The organism is Bartonella sp. MM73XJBT.G (genome assembly GCF_028618435.1).
Classification (GTDB): Bacteria; Pseudomonadota; Alphaproteobacteria; order Rhizobiales; family Rhizobiaceae; genus Bartonella.
In genome coordinates this window covers 46062-69411 of the sequence record NZ_JAQISW010000004.1, presented here as the reverse complement: position 1 = coordinate 69411, position 23350 = coordinate 46062, and the positions used below count along the sequence as shown (strand labels likewise).

The following is a 23350-nucleotide window of genomic DNA, read 5'->3' as shown; positions in this document are numbered from 1 at the left end:
CACCCCAGAACTTGAAAATATGCTACGCAAAGCCAGAATGTGAGCAATCAAAGATTTAAACACTGGTCATTAAGGATAAAAAATGTTCAAAACGCACAAGATAGAAATTGAATGGGCCGGGCGTCCACTCACCCTTGAAACAGGGAAAATAGCACGTCAAGCTGATGGTGCCGTGATTGCTACCTATGGAGAAACTATTGTCTTAGCAACCGTTGTATCAGCAAAAAGCCCAAAACCAGACCAGGACTTTTTTCCACTCACCGTTAATTATCAAGAAAAATCCTATGCTGTTGGTCGAATACCTGGTGGCTATTTAAAACGTGAAAGTCGTCCAAGTGAAAATGAAACTTTGGTTTCACGTTTGATTGATCGTCCAATTCGTCCTCTCTTCGTTGAGGGTTATAAAAATGATACACAAGTTATTGTTTCCGTTATACAGCATGATCTTGAAAATAATCCCGATATTCTTGCGATGATTGCCTCCTCTGCCGCATTGACGCTGTCAGGGGTTCCTTTCATGGGGCCTATAGCAGGTGCCCGCGTTGGTTATTGTAATGGACAATATATTCTCAATCCTCATATTGATGAAATGCCTGAATCAAAACTTGACCTTGTGGTTGCAGGAACAGAAAGTGCTGTTTTGATGGTTGAATCAGAAGCACAAGAATTACCAGAAGATATTATGTTGGGTGCTGTGATGTTCGGTCACAAGGGCCTTCAACCTGTCATTGATGCCATTATCAAGCTTGCTGAAGTTGCTGCAAAAGATCCGCGTGATTTTGTTCCTGAAGATCTTTCTGATCTTGAAAAAGCAATGGAAGAAATGGCGGAGCAAAGTATACGAAAGGCCTACACAATTACTGATAAGCAAGAACGTTATGCCGCAATTGATGCACTAAAAACAGAAATTATCGATAAATTTATGCTAGAAACAGAAGAAGACTGTCAATTTAGTACAGACCAAATTGCAACCGTATTTAAACAGTTGCAAGCAAAAATTGTTCGCGGAAACATTCTTGATACAGAAAGGCGTATTGATGGACGTAATCTTTCTACTGTGCGCCCTATTCAATCGGAAGTGAGTATTTTACCCCGTACACATGGATCAGCACTCTTTACCCGCGGAGAAACGCAAGCAATTGTCGTTGCAACCTTGGGAACTGGTGAAGATGAACAATATGTTGATGCCTTAACCGGAATATATAAGGAAACATTCCTCCTCCATTATAATTTTCCACCATTTTCAGTAGGAGAAACAGGACGCCTTGGCTCTCCTGGTCGTCGTGAAATTGGACATGGAAAATTAGCATGGCGGGCGATTCACCCCATGTTGCCAACAAAAGAATCTTTTCCTTATACCATTCGTGCTGTCTCAGAAATTACTGAATCTAACGGTTCTTCTTCTATGGCAACGGTTTGTGGAACATCGCTTGCTCTCATGGATGCTGGTGTTCCTTTATCTCGCCCCGTTGCAGGTATTGCCATGGGCTTGATTAAAGAGGGAAAACGCTTTGCTGTTCTATCTGATATCTTAGGAGATGAAGATCACCTTGGAGATATGGATTTTAAAGTTGCAGGAACAGAAAATGGTATTACTGCTTTGCAAATGGATATCAAAATTGACGGTATTACTGAAGAGATTATGAAAGTCGCACTTGAACAAGCCAAAGATGGCCGAATCCATATCCTTCATGAAATGAGTAAAGCTTTAACCAGTGCTCGCGCTGAACTGAGCGAATTTTCACCACGTATTGAAGTTATGAATATTGCTGTCGATAAAATTCGTGATGTAATCGGCTCTGGTGGTAAAGTTATTCGAGAAATTGTGGAACAAACTGGAGCAAAAATTAATATTGAAGACGATGGTACCATTAAAATTGCTTCTGCTGATGCTAAAACCATTGAAGCAGCAAAACGCTGGATCCATTCTATTGTCGATGAACCTGAAGTTGGGGCTATCTACCAAGGAACAGTTGTAAAAACTGCAGATTTTGGTGCATTTATAAACTTCTTTGGTTCTCGTGATGGGCTCGTTCATATCTCTCAACTTGCATCAGAACGTGTCACCAAAACAACTGATATTGTTAAGGAAGGTGATAAAGTTTGGGTTAAACTCATGGGCTTTGATGAGCGTGGAAAAGTTCGGTTATCAATGAAGATTGTTGATCAAGAAACCGGAAAGGAAATTACCGATGATCAATCGGTGAGAGAAGAAAAGAGCATAGATGAAAAAAAACAACCTGAAAATAAGCGCCGTCGGAAGAAAAAAGAAGAATAATTTTTTCTTCTTATCGTAATCATGGAATGCCATCCCAACATTGGAGTGGCATTTTTCTTTGAAAGAATCACATGTGTTATCATTTTTACCTTTTGAAAATCATGCACTCCCTTATCCAGATCCAAACCAATGCTGGCTAAGTTTTGGTTTAACGCAAGTGCCTGCTCCAGAATGGACGCAAAATTTAAAAGTCATCACGCCTTGGCGACCAGATTTTTTAAAATTTGTCGATACTCAATTTCACTGCTCTCCTCAAATAGATAAAACTCTCATTTATGATGGTGCGTTTTTGCACCTGAGCAAATATCGTGGTTTTAATCAAAATTGTTTCCTTGATTTATTAGAATGTGTTAAACTTAGTGGATGGATTGTGATCAGTGGAAATAAAACGTCTGGTGCTGCTTCAATGATGAAATGGGTCAAAAAAATTGTCCCCATCACCCATAAACTATCTAAAAATCATGGTCTTGTATTTTGGCTTCAAGTTCCTCCACAAATAGAGAAACAAAATATTGCACAATTGCGCTCACCACCGCTTTCTTTTGATAAATTTCAAACTACTTCTGGTATGTTCTCACATGGTCGTATTGATCTAGGATCTGCTGCCCTTGCTTCTTATCTGCCCAAAGTTATTTCTGGGAAAACAGCTGATTTTGGAGCTGGTTGGGGATATCTTTCTCACGTTGCACTTGAAAGCGATGTAAAGCTTACGACTCTTGATCTCTATGAAGCAGACTACAACGCTTTGAAAGCAGCAAAACAACACCTTAAATCTATAACAGCCCCTTTTCCAATTCATTTTTATTGGCATGACCTTGTGCGTGAGCCTGTCACAAGCCTGTATGACACAATCATTTCAAATCCACCGTTTCACACACAACAAACGACAGATGTCTTCTTAGGAAAACATTTTATTATAAATGCTGAAAAATGCCTAAGGCCAGGTGGCAGTCTATTTCTTGTTGCAAACCGACACCTTCCTTATGAAACATTGTTAAAAAATATTTTCCGCACAGTGTTGATCCATGAACAAGCCCATGGTTTCAAAATTATTGAAGCACGCAGATAAACAAAACAAGCAATATCTCTAAAGAATAAAACGAGAAAGATCAATATCAGCAGCAAGCTCACCAATAGATTTTCTGACATAAGCAGCATCAATTTTAAACGATGTTCCAGCTCTATCTGGTGCCGTAAAAGAAATCTCATCTAAAACACGCTCCATAACGGTCTGCAAACGGCGTGCCCCTATATTTTCAATCCTTGCATTTAAATCTACAGCAATATCTGCTAAAGCATCAATCGCATCATCGGTAATTTCCAAATGGACCTCTTCCGTTGCCATTAAAGCAATATATTGTTTAATCAAACTTGCTTCTGGTTCTGTTAGAATGCGTCGTAAATCTTCTCTTGTGAGAGGATTTAATTCTACGCGAATAGGCAAACGTCCTTGAAGTTCCGGTAATAAATCAGATGGCTTGGAAACATGAAATGCACCAGAAGCAATAAAGAGAATATGATCTGTTTTGATTTGCCCATATTTTGTAGCAATGGTTGTTCCTTCCACCAAAGGCAAAAGATCACGTTGGACGCCCTCACGCGAAACCGCTGCACTGGCTCCACCATCCCTCGTTGCAATTTTATCAATCTCGTCGATAAAAACAATACCGTCATTTTCAGCTACACGAAGCGCTTCTTGAATAATTTGTTCCTGATCAAGGAGTTTTTCAGATTCATCATCAATGAGCGGTTTGAAAGCATCCCTTACTGTCGTTTTACGGACTTTTGTACGACTGCCTATTTTGCCCAAAATATCGGATAAATTCATAATCCCCATTTGCGCCCCAGGCATACCAGGAATATCAAAGGTTGAAGCACTATTGCTATTATTATCAGCGACTTCAATTTCAATCTCTTTCTCATCCAATTCACCTTCACGCAATTTTTTGCGAAAACTATCACGGGTAGCCGGACTTGCTGTTTTACCAACAAGAGCATCTAAAACGCGCTCTTCAGCATTCACGTGAGCCTTTTCTTTTATTTCATCGCGTTTCTTTTCACGCACAAGAGAAATGGCAATTTCAACAAGATCTCGAATAATTTGCTCAACGTCACGCCCCACATAACCAACTTCAGTAAATTTCGTTGCTTCTACTTTAACAAAAGGGGCTCCAGAAAGTTTTGCTAATCGACGTGCAATCCCTGTTTTACCAACACCTGTTGGTCCTATCATTAAAATATTTTTTGGCATCACTTCTTCACGCATCGGCTCATCAAGCTGTTGTCTACGCCACCGATTGCGTAGTGCAATAGCTACAGAACGCTTGGCATCATTTTGGCCAATAATAAAACGATCAAGTTCAGAAACAGTCTCACGAGGGGAAAATACAACACACATTTAAATAGCTTTCTCTAAAGAAGATAATTCTGCATCCAATGTTTCAATCGTAAAATGATCATTGGTGTAAACACAAATTTTAGCGGCAATAGCCATAGCTTTACGGGCAATCGTTTCGGCATCCAAATCCAAGTCCATCAGTGCCCGCGCTGCTGAAAGAGCAAAATTTCCTCCAGAGCCAATGGCCATAACCCCATCTTCTGGTTCTAAAACATCACCAAGCCCTGTTAGAGCTAAAGTTACTTTCTTATCAGCCACGAGCATCATTGCTTCCAAACGACGCAAATAGCGATCTGTTCGCCAATCTTTTGCAAGCTCTACACAGGCACGCATAAGCTGATCAGGATATTGCTCAAGCTTTGTTTCCAATCTTTCCAGTAATGTGAAAGCATCTGCCGTAGCACCTGCAAAACCAGCAATAACCACTCCGCTCTTCCCAAGACGACGAACTTTACGTGTATTGCCTTTCATAATCGTCTGTCCAAGAGAGACCTGACCGTCGCCAGCCATCACAACTTTGCCACCTTTTCGTACCGTAATAATCGTTGTACCATACATTATGTCTGGCTTATGTTCTGTCATAAGGGCACTCCTTAAATATTACTTTTCTTTTTAATATTATCTTTTCATTCAATGTAAAACTCAATGTCTATTGTCCTATTTAAGAACATATACAGCAAAACACAATGATTCAGCATCACTCAATTTGTTGAAATTGAAAAAATGATATTATTGTTGTCAATGTAAATTACTGCTAAATAGTTTTATGTAAAAAGTTTGTGCCTTTATAGAGGAAAATTATGAAAAAAATAGCTATAGGAACCTTAGGTGGAACAATTGCAATGACTGCCGATCGTTTTGGCCACATGCAACCGACTTTAACCTCAGATAACCTCATAAAAAGTGTTCCTGATTTAAATAACATTGCTGATATTCATGCACAAACATTAATGCAAATACCCAGTGGATCTTTATCTTTTAAAATTCTTTTTGAAATAATAGAGTGGGCAAAACAACAAATAAACGCTGGTGCAAAAGGAATTGTCTTAACGCAAGGCACTGATACTCTTGAAGAAACTGCTTTTTTTCTTTCTCTTTATTGGAAGAAAGATGAACCACTCATCATAACCGGTGCTATGCGTACCCCTCACGAAGCAGGTGCTGATGGGCCTGCTAATATTTTAGCAGCAACGCGTGTCGCGGCCGCCCCACAAAGTCGTAACAGAGGCGTTCTTGTTGTCATTAATGATACCATTCACTCACCTTATTGGCTCTATAAAAGCCACACCGTCAAGGTTGAAACATTTCAATCAGGTCTTGTAGGTATTGTAGGAACTATTTTAGAGGGAAAACTTATTTATTTTAATGATCGAAAATTTTTTCCGACAACATTTGATCTTCCCCAAAACTACGATCATCAAATTGCACTTCTCTATTCCTCTTTATCATCTGATGCACAATTAATGAAACTTTGCCTTGAAAGTGGACATTATGCTGGACTTGTTATTGCTGGTTTTGGTGCAGGACACTGTAGTTTTCAAGAAGCAGATCTTGTACAACAATATGCACAAAAAATACCAATTATTATTGCTAGTCGTTGTTGTAATGGCTCAACAACTCGTATAACTTATGGCTATAAAGGTTCAGAAATCGATATGATTGCTTCGGGTGCTTTTATGTCTGGGTATTTATCAGCAGTAAAAGCGCGTCTGCTTTTATGGGCTTTTTTGGCACAAGGGTACTCATTGGCACAAATCCGTACATACTGGAATGACTGGACGATAAGTTAATAAAAATGATCTGTTATCTTAAAGAGAAGGCATGCAAAACGAAATTTATTTAAACACAAAGCAGCTCACCTGCCCGCTCTTAATCAAGAGCTACATCAAAAAGTTTCGATAAATAAAAATGATTGATACGACTATAAAAAAAATTAATCAGGAAGATAATTTGGTCAAATCCATTTCTGACCGATATTCACCTTATCGTGTTTTTACAGCACAAGAATGGTCAGAATTTCGTGCGGATACACCTCTTACTTTAACTTTTGATGAAATTAAGCGTTTACGCTCTATTGATGATCCCATCGATCTTGAAGAAGTCCAACGCATTTATCTTTCTTTATCACGTCTGCTCTCATGCCATGTTGAAGCAGTGCAGGAACTTTTTCACAAACGTCAGCAGTTTCTCCATCAAGAAGAGAGTCAAAAAACGCCCTTTATTATTGGAATTGCTGGTTCTGTAGCTGTAGGAAAGTCTACCACCGCTCGTATCCTTCAAGAGCTGTTAAAACGTTGGACATCTAGTCTTAAAGTTGATCTGATCACAACGGATGGTTTTCTCTATCCTAATGCGATCTTAGAACAAAAAAATCGTATGAATCGTAAAGGATTTCCTGATTCCTATGACATCAAAAAATTACTATGCTTTCTTTCGGCTATAAAAGCAGGTATTGGAAATGTCCCTGCTCCTCTTTATTCTCATATGACTTATGATGTTCTAAAAAATCACACAATTATCATTGACCGCCCTGATATTTTAATTATTGAAGGTATTAATGTTCTGCAAGTCAGTGATCTTCCTAAAGATGGTAAGGTCATTCCTTTTGTTTCAGATTTTTTTGATTTTTCAATCTATGTCGATGCTGAAACAGAAGTCATTCGGCACTGGTACTTGGAACGTTTTAAACGTTTGCGTAAAACAGCTTTTCAAAATCCTGAATCCTATTTTCATCGTTATGCACTCCTGCATGAAGAAGAAGCCTTAAAAATCGCTGAAAATATTTGGCAAACGATTAACTTAAAAAACTTACAAGAAAATATATTGCCAACACGACCACGGTCCAATCTCATTCTTCGAAAGGGAAAAAATCACTTGGTCGAGTATGTCGCACTTAGACGACTATAAGGATCTCATAAACTATGCAACAACATTCCATTCATTTTACCTCAACACGTATTGATAACAGTTACCCTATTATCTTAGTAAATCAAAGAAATCTTGCTAACTTATCACTTGATGCCTCAGCGACAGCATGGATAAAAGTTAATGATTTTACTGGAAAAGCAGGGCAAATACTCTTTGTTCCTCACGAAACGGGACATTTAAAAAAAGTTTTATTTGGAATTGGCAATGGGAGCGATCCCTTTATCACAGGTCTTCTTGCTCAAAAACTTCCTGCTGGTCACTGGCATTTAGAAGGTGAAACCTCTGATGAAATAAATACCTATCTTGGATTAGCACTGGGAAGCTATCAATTTAACCGTTATCGCCAAAATTCTCTTTTAAAATCATTATCTATCCATGTCAATGAATCCGTTGATTTTGATGAGCTCAAACGTATTTATGAAACTGTCTTCTTCATCCGTGATCTCATCAATATTCCAGCTAATGATATGACCCCTGATACTCTTGAAGAAGAGGCACGACAACTAGGGAAAACATACGGTGCTCATGTCCACAGTATTTGTGGAGATGATCTCTTAACCCATAACTTTCCGATGATTCATGCCGTAGGACGTGCAGGCAGCACTGCACCACGATTGATTGAATTACACTGGGGGCAAGAGCATCATCCTAAAATAACGTTGGTAGGCAAAGGCGTAACTTTTGATACGGGAGGGCTGGATATTAAATCAGCCAATAACATGTTGCTTATGAAAAAAGACATGGGAGGTGGAGCACATGTTTTGGGATTGGCTAAACTTATTATGGATGCGAAATTGCCTTTCCGTCTACGTGTTTTGATTCCAGCTGTAGAAAATGCAATTTCTGCAAATGCTTACCGACCAGGTGATATTCTCAAAAGTCGTAAGGGGTTAACTGTTGAAGTGGGGAATACAGATGCTGAAGGGCGACTTGTCCTTGCTGATGCACTTGCATATGGTGATGAAGAAAGCCCAAAATTCATGCTTTGCATGGCTACTTTAACGGGCGCAGCACGTATCGCATTAGGACCAGATCTTCCCGCATTTTATTGTAATGATGCAATATGGGCACAACAAATTTCTGAATCGGCTCACTCTGTTTTCGATCCTCTTTGGCAAATGCCCCTTTGGAAACCTTACTTGGAAATGTTATCTTCACCAAATGCTGATCTGAACAACATAACGGGAAATAACTATGCCGGCTCTATAGTGGCTGCTTTATTTCTTAACTCTTTCGTTGAAAGAGCTGAACATTTTGCGCATTTTGATCTTTATGGCTGGGTTCCTAAAGAAAAACCAGGCTATCCTGTCGGTGGATCTGCACAAGTTATTCGTGCTCTTTATAATCTCTTTAAAAACTAAAAATTGACACAAAATATCCACAAAGATGGACAATTGTGAGGCTTTAGGAGTGGTTGCTTATCGTCTCTAATGATGCTCTTTGCTTTATTTAACGATGAAAAGCTCTGCGATTTTACAGTGGTTATAAACTTATTTTAAAGACAAAAATGAAAGGGCAACGAATGGTCTCTAAAGATCCAAGGTTACATGCATTTAGAGAAGATCTCGCTGACAAACGTCTTGAAACAGAGGTCACAGCGCAGCGCTTTGTGCAAGGTGAAAAAAGACGTGTTAATGTTCCTGTTGCTGGACTGTTTAAAGAAAACAGTAAAAAAAGCGAAATGCAAACCCAATGCTTACTTGGAGAAGAGCTTCTTATCTTTGAACAAGGAGAATCCATGTCGTGGGGACAATCTCTTAAAGATGGTTACGTTGGTTATATTGATACAACAGCACTTTGTACATCAAACATAAAACAAACACATATCGTTTCAGTCCCACGTACTTTTCAATATTTCCAAGCTGATTTGCGTGGGCCAATGGAATATCCTTTATCTATGGGAAGTAAGGTAACTGTTGTTGATGAAGTTGAAGTGCGTGAAACTATGTATTCTATACTTGAAAACGGAAAAGCAATCATCAGCAATCATCTCAGTCCCATTGGCCGTGTATATAAAGATTATGTTACCGTTGCTGAAATGTTCATCCGCACACCTTACCTTTGGGGTGGTGTCAGTGGTTTCGGACTTGATTGCTCAGGACTCATCCAGCTTTCTATGATCATGACCGGCCAAATGGTTTTACGTGATACTGACATGCAGCAAAAAACTATAGGGACTCCGCTCTCAGAAAATGATAAACTTCAACGAGGTGACTTAATTTTTTGGCAAGGTCATGCTGCCATTATGGTTGATCATGAAAATATCATTCATGCAAATGGCTTTTCTATGGACGTGACGATTGAGCTCCTAGAGGAAGTCATTATGCGTGTCGCTCAAACATATCAAAAATATCCCGTAGAAAAACGTCGTCCAATAATAGAAACATAAATGGTACTTTTAGAGATGAGTAAAACCAAAGAATGTTTCTATTGTTGTGTTTTTTCATAGTGCTATTGAAAACCCTTAAAAATAATAATGCCGATAGAATGAAGTTATTAATTATATGGACGAAAAGGTATTTTTATAAACTTATATTTAGTAGGAAGCTTTTATCAACACTCATAGATTTTTCGTGTATTGTGTAACTCACAAGCCCATTTCGTAAATAGCTTGCATGAAAGTTTGTATATTACAGGTGACATAGTAATTTTAAATATAATGGAGCGTTACACACCCTTCATGACAAAGCACTAAAGTGATTAGTCTATTCGTTTTAGCAGGAAAGCTATGCATAAAGGTGAAAATGATTATGAGGAACAGGAACTCTTGTGAAATAGGTTTAGGAGCGTTGAGAAATATTTTTTATAAGGACGTGAATATGTAACACGATAGCCCTCTGTATTATATTGAGGAACATGTCTCTATTAAAGATAGGCGATAAACAAAAGCATGAAGCATTGTGCATTCTCCATTATTAAAAAATATTGCTGTGGATGTTTTTGAATGTCTCAACGTCGAATTTAAAAGAAATGGTAAGGCTACGATATATTGACCATGAAAAATGCACAAAAAGAATAATCTCTTATAAAAATTACAAATTTTTCTCTTTAAAAAATCTTTTCTCACATTAAGATCTTATGAAAGAAGTATCCTCTATTTATAAATGATATTGTCTTTTCAAAAACTTATTAAAGAAGAAATTTTTTCAACAATTGAACCAATGGTTTATCAGCATCAGGCATAGGATATTTCTCAAGATCACCAATAAAAACCCATTTTAAATCTTGCCCTTCTCGTCCCCTAGCAACACCTTCATAATGGTAACAAAGATACAATGGCATTAGGAGATGAAATGTCTCATAGCTATGGCTTGCAAATGTTAAGGGCTGTAAATTATCCATCTGAACATGAATACCGAGTTCTTCTTCTAATTCACGAATCAATGATGTTTCTGGAATTTCGCCTTGTTCAACCTTTCCACCAGGAAACTCCCATAAACCAGCTAGTGATTTTCCTTGAGGACGCTTGGTAAGCAGAACACGATTATCTTGATCTAATAATGCACAAGCAACAACAAGAAGAAGTAAACTTTTTGTACCCATATCGCTCTCCAAATAGGATAAAGATAACCATCTTTTTCCTCTCACCCTCTCCTTCAAAATGAAAGTGCTAAAATACTCCCTACTCTCCCCCGAATATACAGATATCTAATGTCAAATTTATGATATATCCGTTAACTTCTATAATCGCTATTGATCATAACGTATTCTTTTGTTAAATCGCAAGACCAAACCGTCGCTGTACTCTCACCCAAACCGATATCAACACGAATTGTGATGTGTTTACCTCGCATATAAGCAGCTATTGTCTCTTCGCAATAAGCAGGATCTCGTTCGCCATTCACTGCCACACGATATTCACCAAACCAAATTGTCAATAGATCACGATCGACTTCAACACCTGCCTTTCCAACTGCCATAACGACTCGCCCCCAGTTGGCATCTTCACCGGCAATAGCCGTTTTTACAAGTGGTGAATTTGCAATGGATAAAGCAATAGTCTTCGCAGCCTTATCTGTTGTAGCACCACTTACATTAACCTCAATTAAATGACGTGCACCTTCACCATCACATACAACTTGGAGTGCAAGTTCATGCAAAAGTTCACTCAATTGTTTCACAAAAATGCCATAACGTGGATCAGATCGACTTTTAAGGCATGGAAAATGTTCTTTTCCTGTCGCAAATAACATAAGCGTATCTGAAGTTGAAGTATCACTATCAACAGTAATCGAATTGAAAGAACCCTCAACGGCTTCTGATAACATGGATTGAAGCATATCCGAAGAAATAGTCGCATCACTGACCACAAACGAGAGCATTGTCGCCATATCGGGTGCAATCATACCTGCACCTTTTGCAATTCCATGAATGGTAACATTCTCTCCCCCACAAGCAAATTTACGCGTAGAAAGTTTTGGAAATGTGTCGGTTGTCATTATGGCTTTTGCAGCTTCCAACCAATTCCCTTCTTTTGCTGTCTCTGCCATACTTGGTAAAAGACTCACAACAGCCGATGCATCCATTGGCTCACCAATAACACCTGTAGAAGCTATAAAAATTTCATTTTCTCTAACCTTTAAAGTATTCGCTGCTGCACAGATGATTTCATTGGTTGTGTGTCTTCCTTTGCGTCCTGTAAAAGCATTTGCATTTCCAGAATTTACAACAACCCCCCTTGCAACCCCATGGGGAAGAGATGCACGACAATGCTCTACAGGAGCAGATGGACATTTTGAGCGTGTAAAAACACCAGCTACACTTGCCGGCTTATCGAATACAATAAAAAGGAGATCTGTACGATCTTTATATTTAATCCCAGCTTTAGCTGTTGCTATCCGCACACCAGATAGTGGCGGAAGCTCCGACATGTTTTGCGGAGATAACGGAGATATTTTTAAAACCACACTCTGTTTTCCATAAAAAGATAAATGATCATAGATAAGTCGTCTCTCATAAATGACTTCTCAGCTTTTTGAACGACACTCATCACTCAAATCACCCAGCAAAATACTTTCTACCTCTTCTTCCTTATTATTCCGTATCTTCTTCGTCGGATGTCTCATCGGGAAGCAGCGTTCCATTTTGATTAAGCGATTCCATGACTTTTGTAACATTAGGATCAGGATATTTCACATCTATCTTGCTACGCAAATCAACCATTAGTTCTTGATAGCGCTTTTTTATCAACTGTGTACGCAACATCTCTTTAACATCATCAAATGTGGGAGGCTGTTTTACACGACGATCTTCTAATTTAATAATATGCCAACCAAAAGGACTTTCAACGGGTTGTTTCGTGTATTCGCCAACTTTCAAACCAAATGCTGCATCTTCAAAAGGCTTGACCATTTGACCATGGCTAAAATAACCAAGATCGCCCCCAACAGCAGCGGAACCATCTGTTGAACTTTTTTTGGCAATCTCTTCGAAATTTTCGCCTTTATTTAAACGCTTAACGATAGCTTCTGCTTCTTTTCTGGTTTTGACCAAAATATGACGCGCTTTAACTTCATCCTCTTTAGGTAAAGCAGCAATTTCTTGCTTATAAAGATCTTCCAAATCAGTATCCGATATTTTGTCAACAATCATCTGTTTAAAATAAAGCTGTTGAAGCACATTGTCACGCATAACAACCATACGTTTATCATAAGCCTCTGTCTTATCAAGACCTTTGCTTCTTGCCGCTTTTGCAAGTGCCTGCATATCCACATAGGCCTTTAAAACCATGATACGGCGCTGTTCATCAGGAAAACGGGCTAAATTAGGATTTATTTCAAGCGCTAACTCATCCAATTGTCCTGCTGTAATATTATTCCCATCAATAACAGCCATAACATGAGAAGGAGAAACAGCTTTTTCAGAAGCTTTTTCCAAAGTCTTTAAATCATTCGGCGATGAATTCAAACTTTCTGTGGCCCTCACCCCTAAACTTGTACTTGCCAATAAAGCTGATGCTAAAAACAGCGTGATAAAGTTAAATTTCATAAATATACTCCTTAAAAATGCAAGGCAGGTTCAAGATTCCAATTTTCTATACCATAACACTTTAATATTTAAACATAGAGAAATAAATTAGCAATTTATTTTAAAAAATATAAAATTGCTCTTTTATCTCAGTTTTTTCAACCCTATCTAACGCAAATGAAAAACGTGATAATAGAGAAAAATGGCACATTATATCTTAATATCTTAAATTACTTTGAATTGTATCCGTTAAATAACATACCTAAAGTTGACATAGCGCCCTTAGCCTCTTATCTCTACTTTACAGTTTAAAGTGAAAAATTGCACACCGGCAAATATAATGGTACCATCTGCATTTCATGATATCGGAAAACTTAAAGAAAATGTGGAACATGGGGAAATCATATGAATTTCCCAACAAGAATGATAACGATTAAAAGAAAGGGCCAGAGATGGTCAGTTTAGGTGTTTTTGCACGTAAATTTTTTGGTTCAGCTCATGAGAGACGTCTCAAAGCACTCCGCCAAAAAGTTGCACAAATTAATGCTTTGGAAGAACAATTCGTAAAATTAAGCGATGAGCAGCTTTACCAAAAGACAGAAATCTTTCGTAAACGTCTTAGTGAAGGTGAAAGTGTTGATTTACTCTTACCGGAAGCCTTCGCAACGGTTCGCGAAGCTGCAAAACGTGTTTATGATATGCGTCCTTTTGACGTACAACTTATTGGTGGAATGGTCCTTAACGACTGTGGTATAGCGGAAATGCGTACCGGTGAAGGCAAAACATTAATGGCAACGTTGCCAATTTATCTCAATGCATTGGAAGGTAAAGGCGTTCATGTTGTGACAGTAAACGATTATCTCGCTAGTCGTGATGCTGAAACAATGGGAAAAATTTTCGGTTTTCTAGGACTAACAACAGGCGTAATTCTCCATGACCTTGATAGTGATGCCCGTCGAGCAGCCTATGCATGCGACATCACCTATGCAACAAATAATGAATTAGGTTTTGATTATTTGCGTGATAATATGGCCTTTGATCGTAGTCAAATGGTTCAACGGGGGCATCACTATGCAATTGTCGATGAAGTAGATTCGATTCTCATTGATGAAGCACGTACTCCTCTTATCATTTCTGGCCCTCTAGAAGATCGTACTGACTTCTATAACCTTATTGACACATTTATTCCTGCCTTAACTCCAGAAGACTATGAAATAGATGAAAAACAAAAAACAACAACTTTTACTGAAGTTGGTACTGAAAAAATTGAAAAAATGCTCGAACAAGCTGGACATCTTAAAGGTGAAAGTCTTTATGACATAGAAAATGTCGCTATCGTTCATCATATCAATAATGCTCTTAAAGCCCATAAACTGTTTGCTCGCGATAAAGATTACATTGTTCGCAATGATGAAATCGTTATTATTGACGAATTTACAGGGCGAATGATGCCTGGGCGGCGTTATTCTGAAGGACTTCATCAAGCGTTAGAAGCTAAAGAGCATGTTGCTATTCAACCAGAAAATCAAACACTTGCTTCCATTACTTTCCAAAATTATTTCCGTATGTATAGAAAACTTTCTGGAATGACTGGAACAGCCAAAACAGAAGCTGAAGAATTCAGTAATATTTATGGCCTTGAGGTTGTAGAAGTCCCTACAAATTTGCCCATACAACGTATTGATGAAGATGATGAAATTTATCGAACAGCAGAAGAGAAATATCGGGCAATTGTGCGTGATATCCGTCAAGCGCATGAAAAAGGACAACCTATTCTTGTTGGAACAACCTCTATTGAAAAGTCAGAACAATTGGCAGAGCGTTTGCGAAAAGAAGGCATTACCGATTTTAGAGTCTTAAATGCTCGCTATCACGAACAAGAAGCGTACATCATTGCGCAAGCAGGAGTTCCTAGAGCTCTCACCATCGCAACCAACATGGCTGGTCGCGGTACTGATATACAGCTTGGTGGGAATGTTGAGATGCGTATCCGACAAGAATTACAGGATATCCCCGAAGGTCCAGAGCGGACAGCTAAAATTGAAGAAATAAAAAAAGATGTTCAGAAGCTTAAAGACAAAGCTTTAGCGGCTGGTGGTCTTTACGTCATTGCGACGGAACGCCATGAAAGCCGTCGTATTGATAACCAGCTTCGTGGACGTTCTGGTCGCCAAGGTGATCCTGGGCGCTCAAAATTCTTTCTTTCTCTTCAAGATGATCTCATGCGTATCTTCGGCTCCAATCGTATGGATGGAATGCTGCAAAAACTTGGATTGAAAGAAAATGAAGCTATTATCCATCCCTGGATTAATAAAGCCCTTGAAAAAGCACAAAAAAAAGTCGAAGCACGAAACTTTGAAATTCGTAAAAATCTTCTAAAATATGATGATGTCATGAATGATCAACGCAAGGTTATTTTTGAACAGCGTATGGAGATCATGAACACAGACGATTTATCAGACATGATCCATGAAATGCGTGATGAAGTTGTGGAAGATCTTGTAGAAACTTATATTCCATCAGGAACATATTCTGAAAAGTGGAATGTGAAAGCTCTACAAGAGGAAATTCACCAACTCTTCAATCTTGAGCTTCCAATCGAGATATGGGCAAAAGAAGATGGAATTGCCGAAGAACAGATTTTAGAACGCGTATCAAATGCTGTTACCAAACTCGAAAATGAGCGTACTGAACGCTACTCTCCAGAGGTTATGGCTTATTTTCATAAAGCAGTATTGCTCGAAACCATTGACACGTTATGGCGTGAACATCTGGTAAGTTTAGATCATTTGCGTTCTGTTGTTGGTTTTCGTGGTTATGCGCAGCGAGATCCACTCAATGAGTATAAAACAGAATCTTTTGAACTTTTTCAAAGTATGTTGAGAAATTTACGCCGAATCGTTACTTCTAAACTTATGCGCTTTGAAATTATTCAACAACCTACCGAACCGAACATGCTTGAGCAAACTGGTACTGATTCTTCTGTCTTTAATGATCAAAAGCAAGAAAATGGTCCACCTTTATGGGCACGAACACAAGAAAATAGAATTGTTAACCCAAAAGACCGTGATCCCAACGATGTTACTACGTGGGGAAAGGTTGGACGCAATGAACGTTGTCCTTGTGGTTCAGAAAAAAAATACAAACATTGTCATGGTGCCTTCGTTTAAAAAACAATGAAGAAGATGGATAAAAAGCGAAATTATGAGAAGGAGTTACGTGCTGCTGGTCTAAGAGTAACACGTCAAAGGCGCATTATTCTTGATATTTTGGCTGAAACAAATGATCATCCCAACGCATTTGAAATTTTTCAGCGTGCTCACAAAATAGATTCGAGTATTTCGCTTTCAACCGTTTATAGAACCATGAAAACATTAGAAGGGAATGGAACAATTCATCGTCATAGCTTTAGTGGTGGCCCTTCTCGTTTTGAGCAAGCAGATGGCCAACATCATGATCATCTCATTGATGTGGAAACAGGGCAAGTTATCGAATTTCATTCTGATATCATTGAAAAGTTGCAAGAAGAAATTGCTAAATCCCTTGGCTATAATATTATTCATCATCGCCTTGAACTTTATGGGAAAAAAACAACTCTTGAGTAGCTCATCTCGCATGTATCATCAAAAACACGCTTTATGAAAAGCAGATTTTCTACAAGTTTACTCGAAAAATCTATAGTTTTCATTGGCAAGAGAGTTTTTCTGCTTTATTAGCCTCTTTATCTGATTGCTATAAGGCAACCAATTGCTCGTATTACAACAAAATAGGCTAATATTGTCATGGTTTCTTTGCCAAAAGATCGTATGAGACAGCTTGAAAAGCGCTTCGAAATAATTGAAAGCCAAATGGCAAAAAACCCAGATGCTGAAACTTATGTGAAATTAGCTTCTGAGTATGCAGAACTACAGCCAATTGTTTCTTCTATACGAACACTCAGTGCTCTTTATAGAGAAATTACGGATCTCGAGACACTTATCAGTGATAAACTCACAGATACAGAGATGCGTCATCTTGCCCAAGAAGAATTACCATTGTTATGTCAGAAAATAGAACAACTTGAGCAAGAACTCCAGATTCTTCTTTTACCTAAAGACGTTGCTGATGAAAAAAGTGCCATTGTTGAAATTCGCGCAGGAACAGGCGGTTTAGAAGCAGCACTTTTTGCAGGAGATCTTTTCCGTATGTATGAGCGTTATGCCGCTTCCCATAACTGGAAAGTTGAAGTTGTTTCACTTAATGAGGGAGAAGTTGGTGGATATAAAGAAATTATTGCCAGTATTTCAGGGAAAGGCGTTTTTTCTAAACTGAAATTTGAATCAGGCGTTCATCGTGTACAACGCATCCCTGAAACAGAAACCGGTGGACGTATCCATACATCTGCTGCTACCGTTGCTGTCCTTCCAGAGGCTGAAGAAATTGATATTGAAATTCGTCCTGAAGATATCCGCATTGACACCATGCGTGCCTCTGGAGCAGGAGGACAGCATGTCAATACAACGGACTCAGCTGTTCGTATCACGCATATTCCAACAGGGATTATGGTTGTGCAAGCAGAAAAATCACAACACCAAAACCGTGCACGGGCGCTGCAAATTTTACGTGCACGCCTATTTGATATCAAACGACAAAAAGCGGAAAATGAACGTTCCGCTTCCCGTAAAAATCAGGTTGGCTCTGGTGATCGCTCAGAACGTATTCGTACCTATAATTTTCCACAAGGACGTGTCACTGATCACCGTATTAATCTCACTCTCTATAAACTTGACCGCATTCTAGAAGGAGAGCTTGATGAGATTATTCACGCACTCATATCCGATCATCAGACAGCCCTCCTTATGGAAATGGATGATCATGGATGAACGCGTATACTCTCAACAATGTTATCCGACAAACTCAAGAAAAATTGCGCACTCAGGGAGTTTCTGAAGCCAATCTTGAAGCAAAAATACTTGTTGAATGGATCACAAATACAAATGCATCGGATAGAATTCTTCAACCCAATCTCTGTCTGTCTTTTGAACAAATTGCACAATTAGAAAGCGCCATTCAACGACGTATTGCTGCCGAACCTGTCTACCGTATTATAGGAGTAAGAGAATTTTATGGTATATCTTTTACACTCTCTCAAGAAACATTAGAACCACGTCCTGATACAGAAACACTGGTGGATCTTGTTTTACCATTTATCAAAAAACAGAGTGAAAAATCAGAAAAAATAACACTGCTGGATATGGGAACAGGAAGCGGTGCTATTGCTATTGCCATTCTTAAACAAGTTCCCCAATCCTATGCAGTGGCTGTTGATATTTCTGAAAATGCCCTCAAAACAGCGAAAAAAAATGCAGAGAATGCTGATGTTATCAATCGTTTTACACCCCTTCTTAGTGATTGGTTTGATTCTGTTACAGGTCAATTTGATCTTATTGTTTCCAATCCACCCTATATTCCAGAAAAAGATATCCAAAATCTTGCCAAAGAAGTGCGGCTCTATGATCCATTACGCGCACTGATTGGTGGAAAAGATGGCCTTGATTTTTATCGAAGGCTTTCTGATAAAGCCGCAAACTACTTAAAAGCAGAAGGTTATATTGCTGTTGAAATCGGCTCCTCTCAAGAAAAAGAAGTTTGCGACTTATTTGAAAAAAATGGCTTTAAGTGTTTAGAAATGCGCAAAGATTTAAACGGTATACCCCGCGCTCTTCTCTTTGTATACACCCCTTAAAATTCCCAATCATCATCTGTCGTGGCAACTGCCTTGCCAATAACATAAGAGGAACCTGCCCCTGAAAAAAAGTCATGATTTTCATCAGAGTTTGGTGACAAAGAAGCCAAAATAGCCGGATTAACACGGCAAACTTCCGGTGGGAAAAGAGCTTCAAAACCCAGATTCATTAGGGCTTTGTTTGCATTATAATGAAGAAAAATTTTCACATCTTCTGTCAATCCAAGTGCGTCATAAAGATCTTCAGTATATTTACATTCAATATTATAAAGATCAAAGAGCAAGTTAAAAGCAAAGTCTTTAATTTCTTGCTTTTTGTCCTCATCAAGTTTTGCAAACCCTAATTGAAATTTATAGCCTATATAGTAACCATGAACAGCTTCATCACGAATGATAAGCCGAATAAGATCAGCTGTATTTGTTAATTTAGCACGACTGGCCCAATACATAGGCAAATAGAAACCAGAATAGAATAAAAAGCTTTCAAGCAGAGTCGAGGCAATTTTCTTCTTTAGCGGATCATTCCCTTCATAACGTTCAAGTACTAATCTGGCTTTTTTTTGTAAATGAATATTTTCCTCTGACCATCTAAACGCATCATCAACTTCTACCGTTGAACAAAGGGTTGAAAAAATAGAAGAATAAGAACGCGCATGAACTGCTTCCATGAAAGCAATATTGGTCAATACTGCCTCCTCATGCTCTGTGATTGCATCAGTAAGCAATGAAATGGCACCCACAGTATTTTGAATCGTATCTAGAAGTGTTAATCCTGTAAAAACACGAATCGTGAGCTTGCGTTCTTCCTCTGTTAAACTTGACCATGAAGGAATATCATTAGAAAGTGGAACCTTTTCAGGCAACCAAAAGTTTCCAGTTAAGCGGTTCCATACCTCAAGATCCTTCTCATCATGCAACCTATTCCAATTGACAGCGCAAACAACAGGATTTTTAGTTGTAATCTTTGTCATATGATTATCTCCTATAGACTGCATGAAACACAGCCATCCACTTCCGTTCCACTCAATGCCACTTGCCGCAACCGTATATAATAAATGCTCTTTATACCTTTTTTCCAAGCATAAATTTGTGCACGGTTAATATCACGCGTGGTAGCGGTATCTGGAAAAAAGAGCGTTAATGAAAGACCTTGATCAACATGCTGCGTGGCAACAGCATAGGTATCAATAATTTTTTCTGGACCAATCTCATAGGCATCTTGGTAAAAATCCAAATTTGTATTATCCATGTAAGGAGCTGGGTAATAAACGCGCCCAATTTTTCCCTCCTTGCGAATTTCAATCTTCGAAGCAATGGGATGAATAGAAGAGGTCGCGTGATTAATATAGGAAATAGACCCTGTTGGGGGAACAGCTTGCAGGTTGCGATTATAAAGCCCATACTCAATAACTAAATCCTTGAGTTCCTGCCAATCCTTTTGATCTGGTATAGCAATATTATTCCGTGCAAAAAACTCTTGTACAAGTGCAAATTGCGGCTTCCACTCTTTCTCAATATATTTGTCAAAAAAACGACCGTCTGCATAAGCAGACTTTTCAAATCCTGCAAAGGTTTTCTTACGCTCGCGTGCAATTAAATTGGAAGCACGTATTGCATGATAGGTTACCGTATAAAAATATATATTGGTAAAATCAATCGCTTCTGGAGACCCATAATAGATCTTCTCACGTGCTAAAAAACCATGCAAATTCATTTGTCCTAAACCAATCGCGTGGCTTTCAGCATTGCCTTTGGCAATGGAAGGGACACAAGCAATATCGCTCATATCGGAAACAGCAGTAAGAGCACGAACAGCAGCTTCCACTGTTTGCCCAAAATCAGGACTTTTCATTGCTTTAGCAATATTCATGGAACCAAGATTACAAGATATATCACTTCCAACAGTACGATATGTTAAATCTGTCTCTAGTTCACTCGCCTCACTCACCTGTAAAATTTCTGAACATAAATTGCTCATACTTATACGTCCGGCTATCGGATTGGCTCGATTAGCAGTATCCTCAAATAAAATATAAGGATAACCAGACTCAAATTGAATCTCCGCTAAAGTCTGGAAAAAAACACGTGCACTTATTTTCCTTTTGCGAATCCTTGCATCATCAACAAAAGATCGATAATGCTCCGTCAAAGAAATGTCACTAAAGGGTTTGCCTGTTACACGCTCAATATCATAAGATGAAAATAGATACATATCCTCATTATTACGTGCTAACTCAAAGGTAATATCAGGAATGACAACACCAAGTGAAAGCGTTTTAATTCTAACTTTTTCATCAGCATTCTCACGCTTTGTATCCAAAAACTTCATAATATCTAAATGATGTGCATGTAAATAAACAGCACCAGCCCCCTGTCTTGCACCAAGTTGATTGGCATAAGAGAAGGAATCTTCTAAGAGTTTCATCACCGGTAAAACACCGGAAGATTGATTTTCTATTTGCTTAATCGGAGCTCCTGCTTCTCGCAAATTTGTCAAACAAAGTGCTACCCCTCCACCGCGCTTTGAAAGCTGTAAAGCTGAATTAACCGAACGCCCTATCGATTCCATGTTATCTTCAACACGCAACAAAAAACACGACACCAATTCGCCCCGTTGTTTTTTCCCTGCATTCAAAAATGTCGGGGTTGCAGGTTGAAACCGCCCTGTAATAATTTCATCCACAAAACTCTCAGCAAGAGCCTTATCGCCCCTTGCTAAATATAAAGAGACAAGACAGACACGATCTTCATAACGCTCAAGATAGCGCTTCCCATCAAAAGTCTTCAGTGTATAGCTGGTATAATATTTAAACGCACCCAAAAAAGTAGGAAAACGGAACTTAAACGCATAAGCACGTTTAAAAAGCTTTTTGATAAAAGAAAATTCGTAAAGCTCAAACAAATCCTTTTCATAATAACCTTCTTCTATCAAGTAATCTATTTTTTCCTTTAAATTATGAAAAAAAACTGTGTTTTGGTTAACATGCTGAAGAAAATATTGCCGCGCGGCAAGTCTGTCCATATCAAATTGGATATGACCATTTTCATCATACAGATTAAGCATTGCATTCAGTGCATGATAATCGGTGATCTGACCTGATTTCTGCGATTGTTCTATCCCAATTGTTTCCAAAATCTTTCCAATCCCTTTTTTACACAAATAACGTCTTCATCAGTTCCACGTAACTCAAAACGATAAAGGCAAGGCACACAACATTTTTCAGAAATGATCTTGCTTGCTAAATTATAATAGCGACCAAAATTACGATTCCCACCACCAATGACACCACGAATGAATTTGCGGTTCTCACTTTCATTGAGGAAATGAATAACTGCTTTTGGCACAGCTCCTCTGCCTTCACCATCTGCATAAGTCGGAACAGCCAACACATAAGGCTCACCAACCAACACAGATGGTTTTTTCTTATCAATTTTAAAAAGTTTTTGACCAAGCTGTGAAACAAAATGTTCAGTATTACCCGTAGCACTCGAATAATAAACAATAAGTCCCATTAAATACAAAGACCACTAATCATATCTGGTCTAAAACCAGACCAATGATTTTCACCACAAACGACGACAGGAACCTGGCGATACCCCAGAGATTGAACAAAACTATAGGCTTGTTCATCACGGGAAATATCCACAACACGATAATGAATACCTTTTGCATCAAAAGCACGGCGTGTAGCATCACATTGAACACAAGATGGTTTGCTATAGATAGTGATCGACATTTTCTTCAACTTTCACAATTCAAAACAATCAACCCTAAAAGAGTCAATCTAATAGTTTTCTAATAATTTTATAAATACTCAAGAATAACAAACAACAGAAATTGTACGTAAAATGTGTGGTTGTTTTCAAATAGCACACAGATTCCCGAACATAACAGAATCCCTCATCAAATAACTTCAAAGACTATGATGAGAATAAGAGATTATTCCACAACTTAAATGGGATCCCCCAGTTATAAAACAATCTTTTGCTTGGCAAACAATTCCCTCCTGCTGTCTAAAAACTAACGTTCTAAACCGCCGCTTTCAAGAGTTCT

The 23350-nt window shown here is 38.5% G+C and carries 19 protein-coding genes; 10 read left to right on the top strand and 9 right to left on the bottom strand.

Going from position 1 to position 23350, the window contains the following annotated elements:
• Positions 1 to 82 precede the first annotated feature (82 nt).
• Positions 83 to 2278, top strand: a complete 2196-nt coding sequence (gene pnp / locus PVV59_RS03560; protein ID WP_273754607.1) for a polyribonucleotide nucleotidyltransferase — start codon at positions 83 to 85, stop codon at positions 2276 to 2278.
• Positions 2279 to 2351: 73 nt separating this feature from the next.
• Positions 2352 to 3347 (top strand): class I SAM-dependent methyltransferase, encoded by a 996-nt coding sequence (locus tag PVV59_RS03555; RefSeq protein WP_273754720.1) that lies wholly within the window; start codon positions 2352 to 2354, stop codon positions 3345 to 3347.
• A gap of 18 nt (positions 3348 to 3365) precedes the next feature.
• Here the strand turns inward: PVV59_RS03555 and hslU are convergent, their stop codons facing one another.
• Positions 3366 to 4676 (bottom strand): ATP-dependent protease ATPase subunit HslU, encoded by a 1311-nt coding sequence (hslU, locus tag PVV59_RS03550; RefSeq protein WP_273754606.1) that lies wholly within the window; start codon positions 4674 to 4676, stop codon positions 3366 to 3368.
• Positions 4677 to 5258: an ATP-dependent protease subunit HslV gene (hslV, locus tag PVV59_RS03545; protein WP_273754604.1), complete on the bottom strand. Its 582-nt coding sequence runs from the start codon at positions 5256 to 5258 to the stop codon at positions 4677 to 4679.
• Positions 5259 to 5476: 218 nt separating this feature from the next.
• Between hslV and PVV59_RS03540 the strand changes: the two genes are divergently transcribed.
• From PVV59_RS03540 to PVV59_RS03525, 4 genes are all read left to right on the top strand, one after another.
• Entirely contained in the window at positions 5477 to 6466 is a 990-nt protein-coding gene (locus PVV59_RS03540) for an asparaginase (protein WP_273754602.1), read from the top strand.
• A 172-nt stretch (positions 6467 to 6638) separates the two neighbouring features.
• Positions 6639 to 7583 (top strand): type I pantothenate kinase, encoded by a 945-nt coding sequence (gene coaA / locus PVV59_RS03535; protein WP_241436499.1) that lies wholly within the window; start codon positions 6639 to 6641, stop codon positions 7581 to 7583.
• Between the two features lie 14 nt (positions 7584 to 7597).
• On the top strand, positions 7598 to 8965 hold the full coding sequence (locus PVV59_RS03530; RefSeq protein WP_273754600.1) for a M17 family metallopeptidase: 1368 nt from the start codon (positions 7598 to 7600) through the stop codon (positions 8963 to 8965).
• Between the two features lie 161 nt (positions 8966 to 9126).
• Positions 9127 to 9993, top strand: a complete 867-nt coding sequence (locus tag PVV59_RS03525; protein WP_273754598.1) for an NlpC/P60 family protein — start codon at positions 9127 to 9129, stop codon at positions 9991 to 9993.
• Positions 9994 to 10733: 740 nt separating this feature from the next.
• Here the strand turns inward: PVV59_RS03525 and PVV59_RS03520 are convergent.
• The 3 genes from PVV59_RS03520 to PVV59_RS03510 form a co-directional block, all read right to left on the bottom strand.
• Entirely contained in the window at positions 10734 to 11147 is a 414-nt protein-coding gene (locus PVV59_RS03520; protein WP_273754597.1) for a (deoxy)nucleoside triphosphate pyrophosphohydrolase, read from the bottom strand.
• Between the two features lie 131 nt (positions 11148 to 11278).
• Positions 11279 to 12511, bottom strand: a complete 1233-nt coding sequence (gene argJ / locus PVV59_RS03515; protein ID WP_273754595.1) for a bifunctional glutamate N-acetyltransferase/amino-acid acetyltransferase ArgJ — start codon at positions 12509 to 12511, stop codon at positions 11279 to 11281.
• A gap of 127 nt (positions 12512 to 12638) precedes the next feature.
• On the bottom strand, positions 12639 to 13592 hold the full coding sequence (locus tag PVV59_RS03510; protein ID WP_273754593.1) for a peptidylprolyl isomerase: 954 nt from the start codon (positions 13590 to 13592) through the stop codon (positions 12639 to 12641).
• A 431-nt stretch (positions 13593 to 14023) separates the two neighbouring features.
• Here PVV59_RS03510 and secA point away from each other — a divergent pair, with 431 nt between their 5' ends.
• The 4 genes from secA to prmC all read left to right on the top strand — a co-directional run bounded on the left by secA (position 14024) and on the right by prmC (position 19296).
• Positions 14024 to 16741, top strand: coding sequence for a preprotein translocase subunit SecA (gene secA / locus PVV59_RS03505; protein ID WP_273754591.1), 2718 nt, complete (start codon positions 14024 to 14026; stop codon positions 16739 to 16741).
• 15 nt (positions 16742 to 16756) lie between these two features.
• Positions 16757 to 17176 (top strand): Fur family transcriptional regulator, encoded by a 420-nt coding sequence (locus tag PVV59_RS03500; RefSeq protein WP_273754589.1) that lies wholly within the window; start codon positions 16757 to 16759, stop codon positions 17174 to 17176.
• Positions 17177 to 17353: 177 nt separating this feature from the next.
• Positions 17354 to 18433 carry a peptide chain release factor 1 gene (gene prfA, locus PVV59_RS03495; RefSeq protein WP_273754588.1) on the top strand — a complete coding sequence of 360 codons (1080 nt, stop codon included), beginning with the start codon at positions 17354 to 17356 and terminating at the stop codon, positions 18431 to 18433.
• A complete protein-coding gene (prmC, locus tag PVV59_RS03490; RefSeq protein WP_273754587.1) occupies positions 18430 to 19296 on the top strand; it encodes a peptide chain release factor N(5)-glutamine methyltransferase in 867 nt (288 codons plus the stop codon). Before prfA ends, prmC begins: the two co-directional genes overlap by 4 nt.
• Here prmC and nrdF read toward each other — a convergent pair.
• The 4 genes from nrdF to nrdH are packed head-to-tail and all read right to left on the bottom strand — an operon-like array spanning position 19293 to position 23033.
• Positions 19293 to 20267, bottom strand: a complete 975-nt coding sequence (gene nrdF, locus PVV59_RS03485; protein ID WP_273754586.1) for a class 1b ribonucleoside-diphosphate reductase subunit beta — start codon at positions 20265 to 20267, stop codon at positions 19293 to 19295. The two genes, prmC and nrdF, sit on opposite strands and share 4 nt — an antisense overlap.
• Positions 20268 to 20278: 11 nt before the next feature.
• Positions 20279 to 22429, bottom strand: coding sequence for a class 1b ribonucleoside-diphosphate reductase subunit alpha (gene nrdE, locus PVV59_RS03480; RefSeq protein WP_273754585.1), 2151 nt, complete (start codon positions 22427 to 22429; stop codon positions 20279 to 20281).
• Positions 22411 to 22809 (bottom strand): class Ib ribonucleoside-diphosphate reductase assembly flavoprotein NrdI, encoded by a 399-nt coding sequence (gene nrdI / locus PVV59_RS03475; RefSeq protein ID WP_273754584.1) that lies wholly within the window; start codon positions 22807 to 22809, stop codon positions 22411 to 22413. Before nrdI ends, nrdE begins: the two co-directional genes overlap by 19 nt.
• Positions 22809 to 23033 carry a glutaredoxin-like protein NrdH gene (gene nrdH / locus PVV59_RS03470; protein WP_273754583.1) on the bottom strand — a complete coding sequence of 75 codons (225 nt, stop codon included), beginning with the start codon at positions 23031 to 23033 and terminating at the stop codon, positions 22809 to 22811. The genes nrdI and nrdH overlap by 1 nt, the downstream gene beginning before the upstream one ends.
• Between the last annotated feature and the right edge of the window lie 317 nt (positions 23034 to 23350).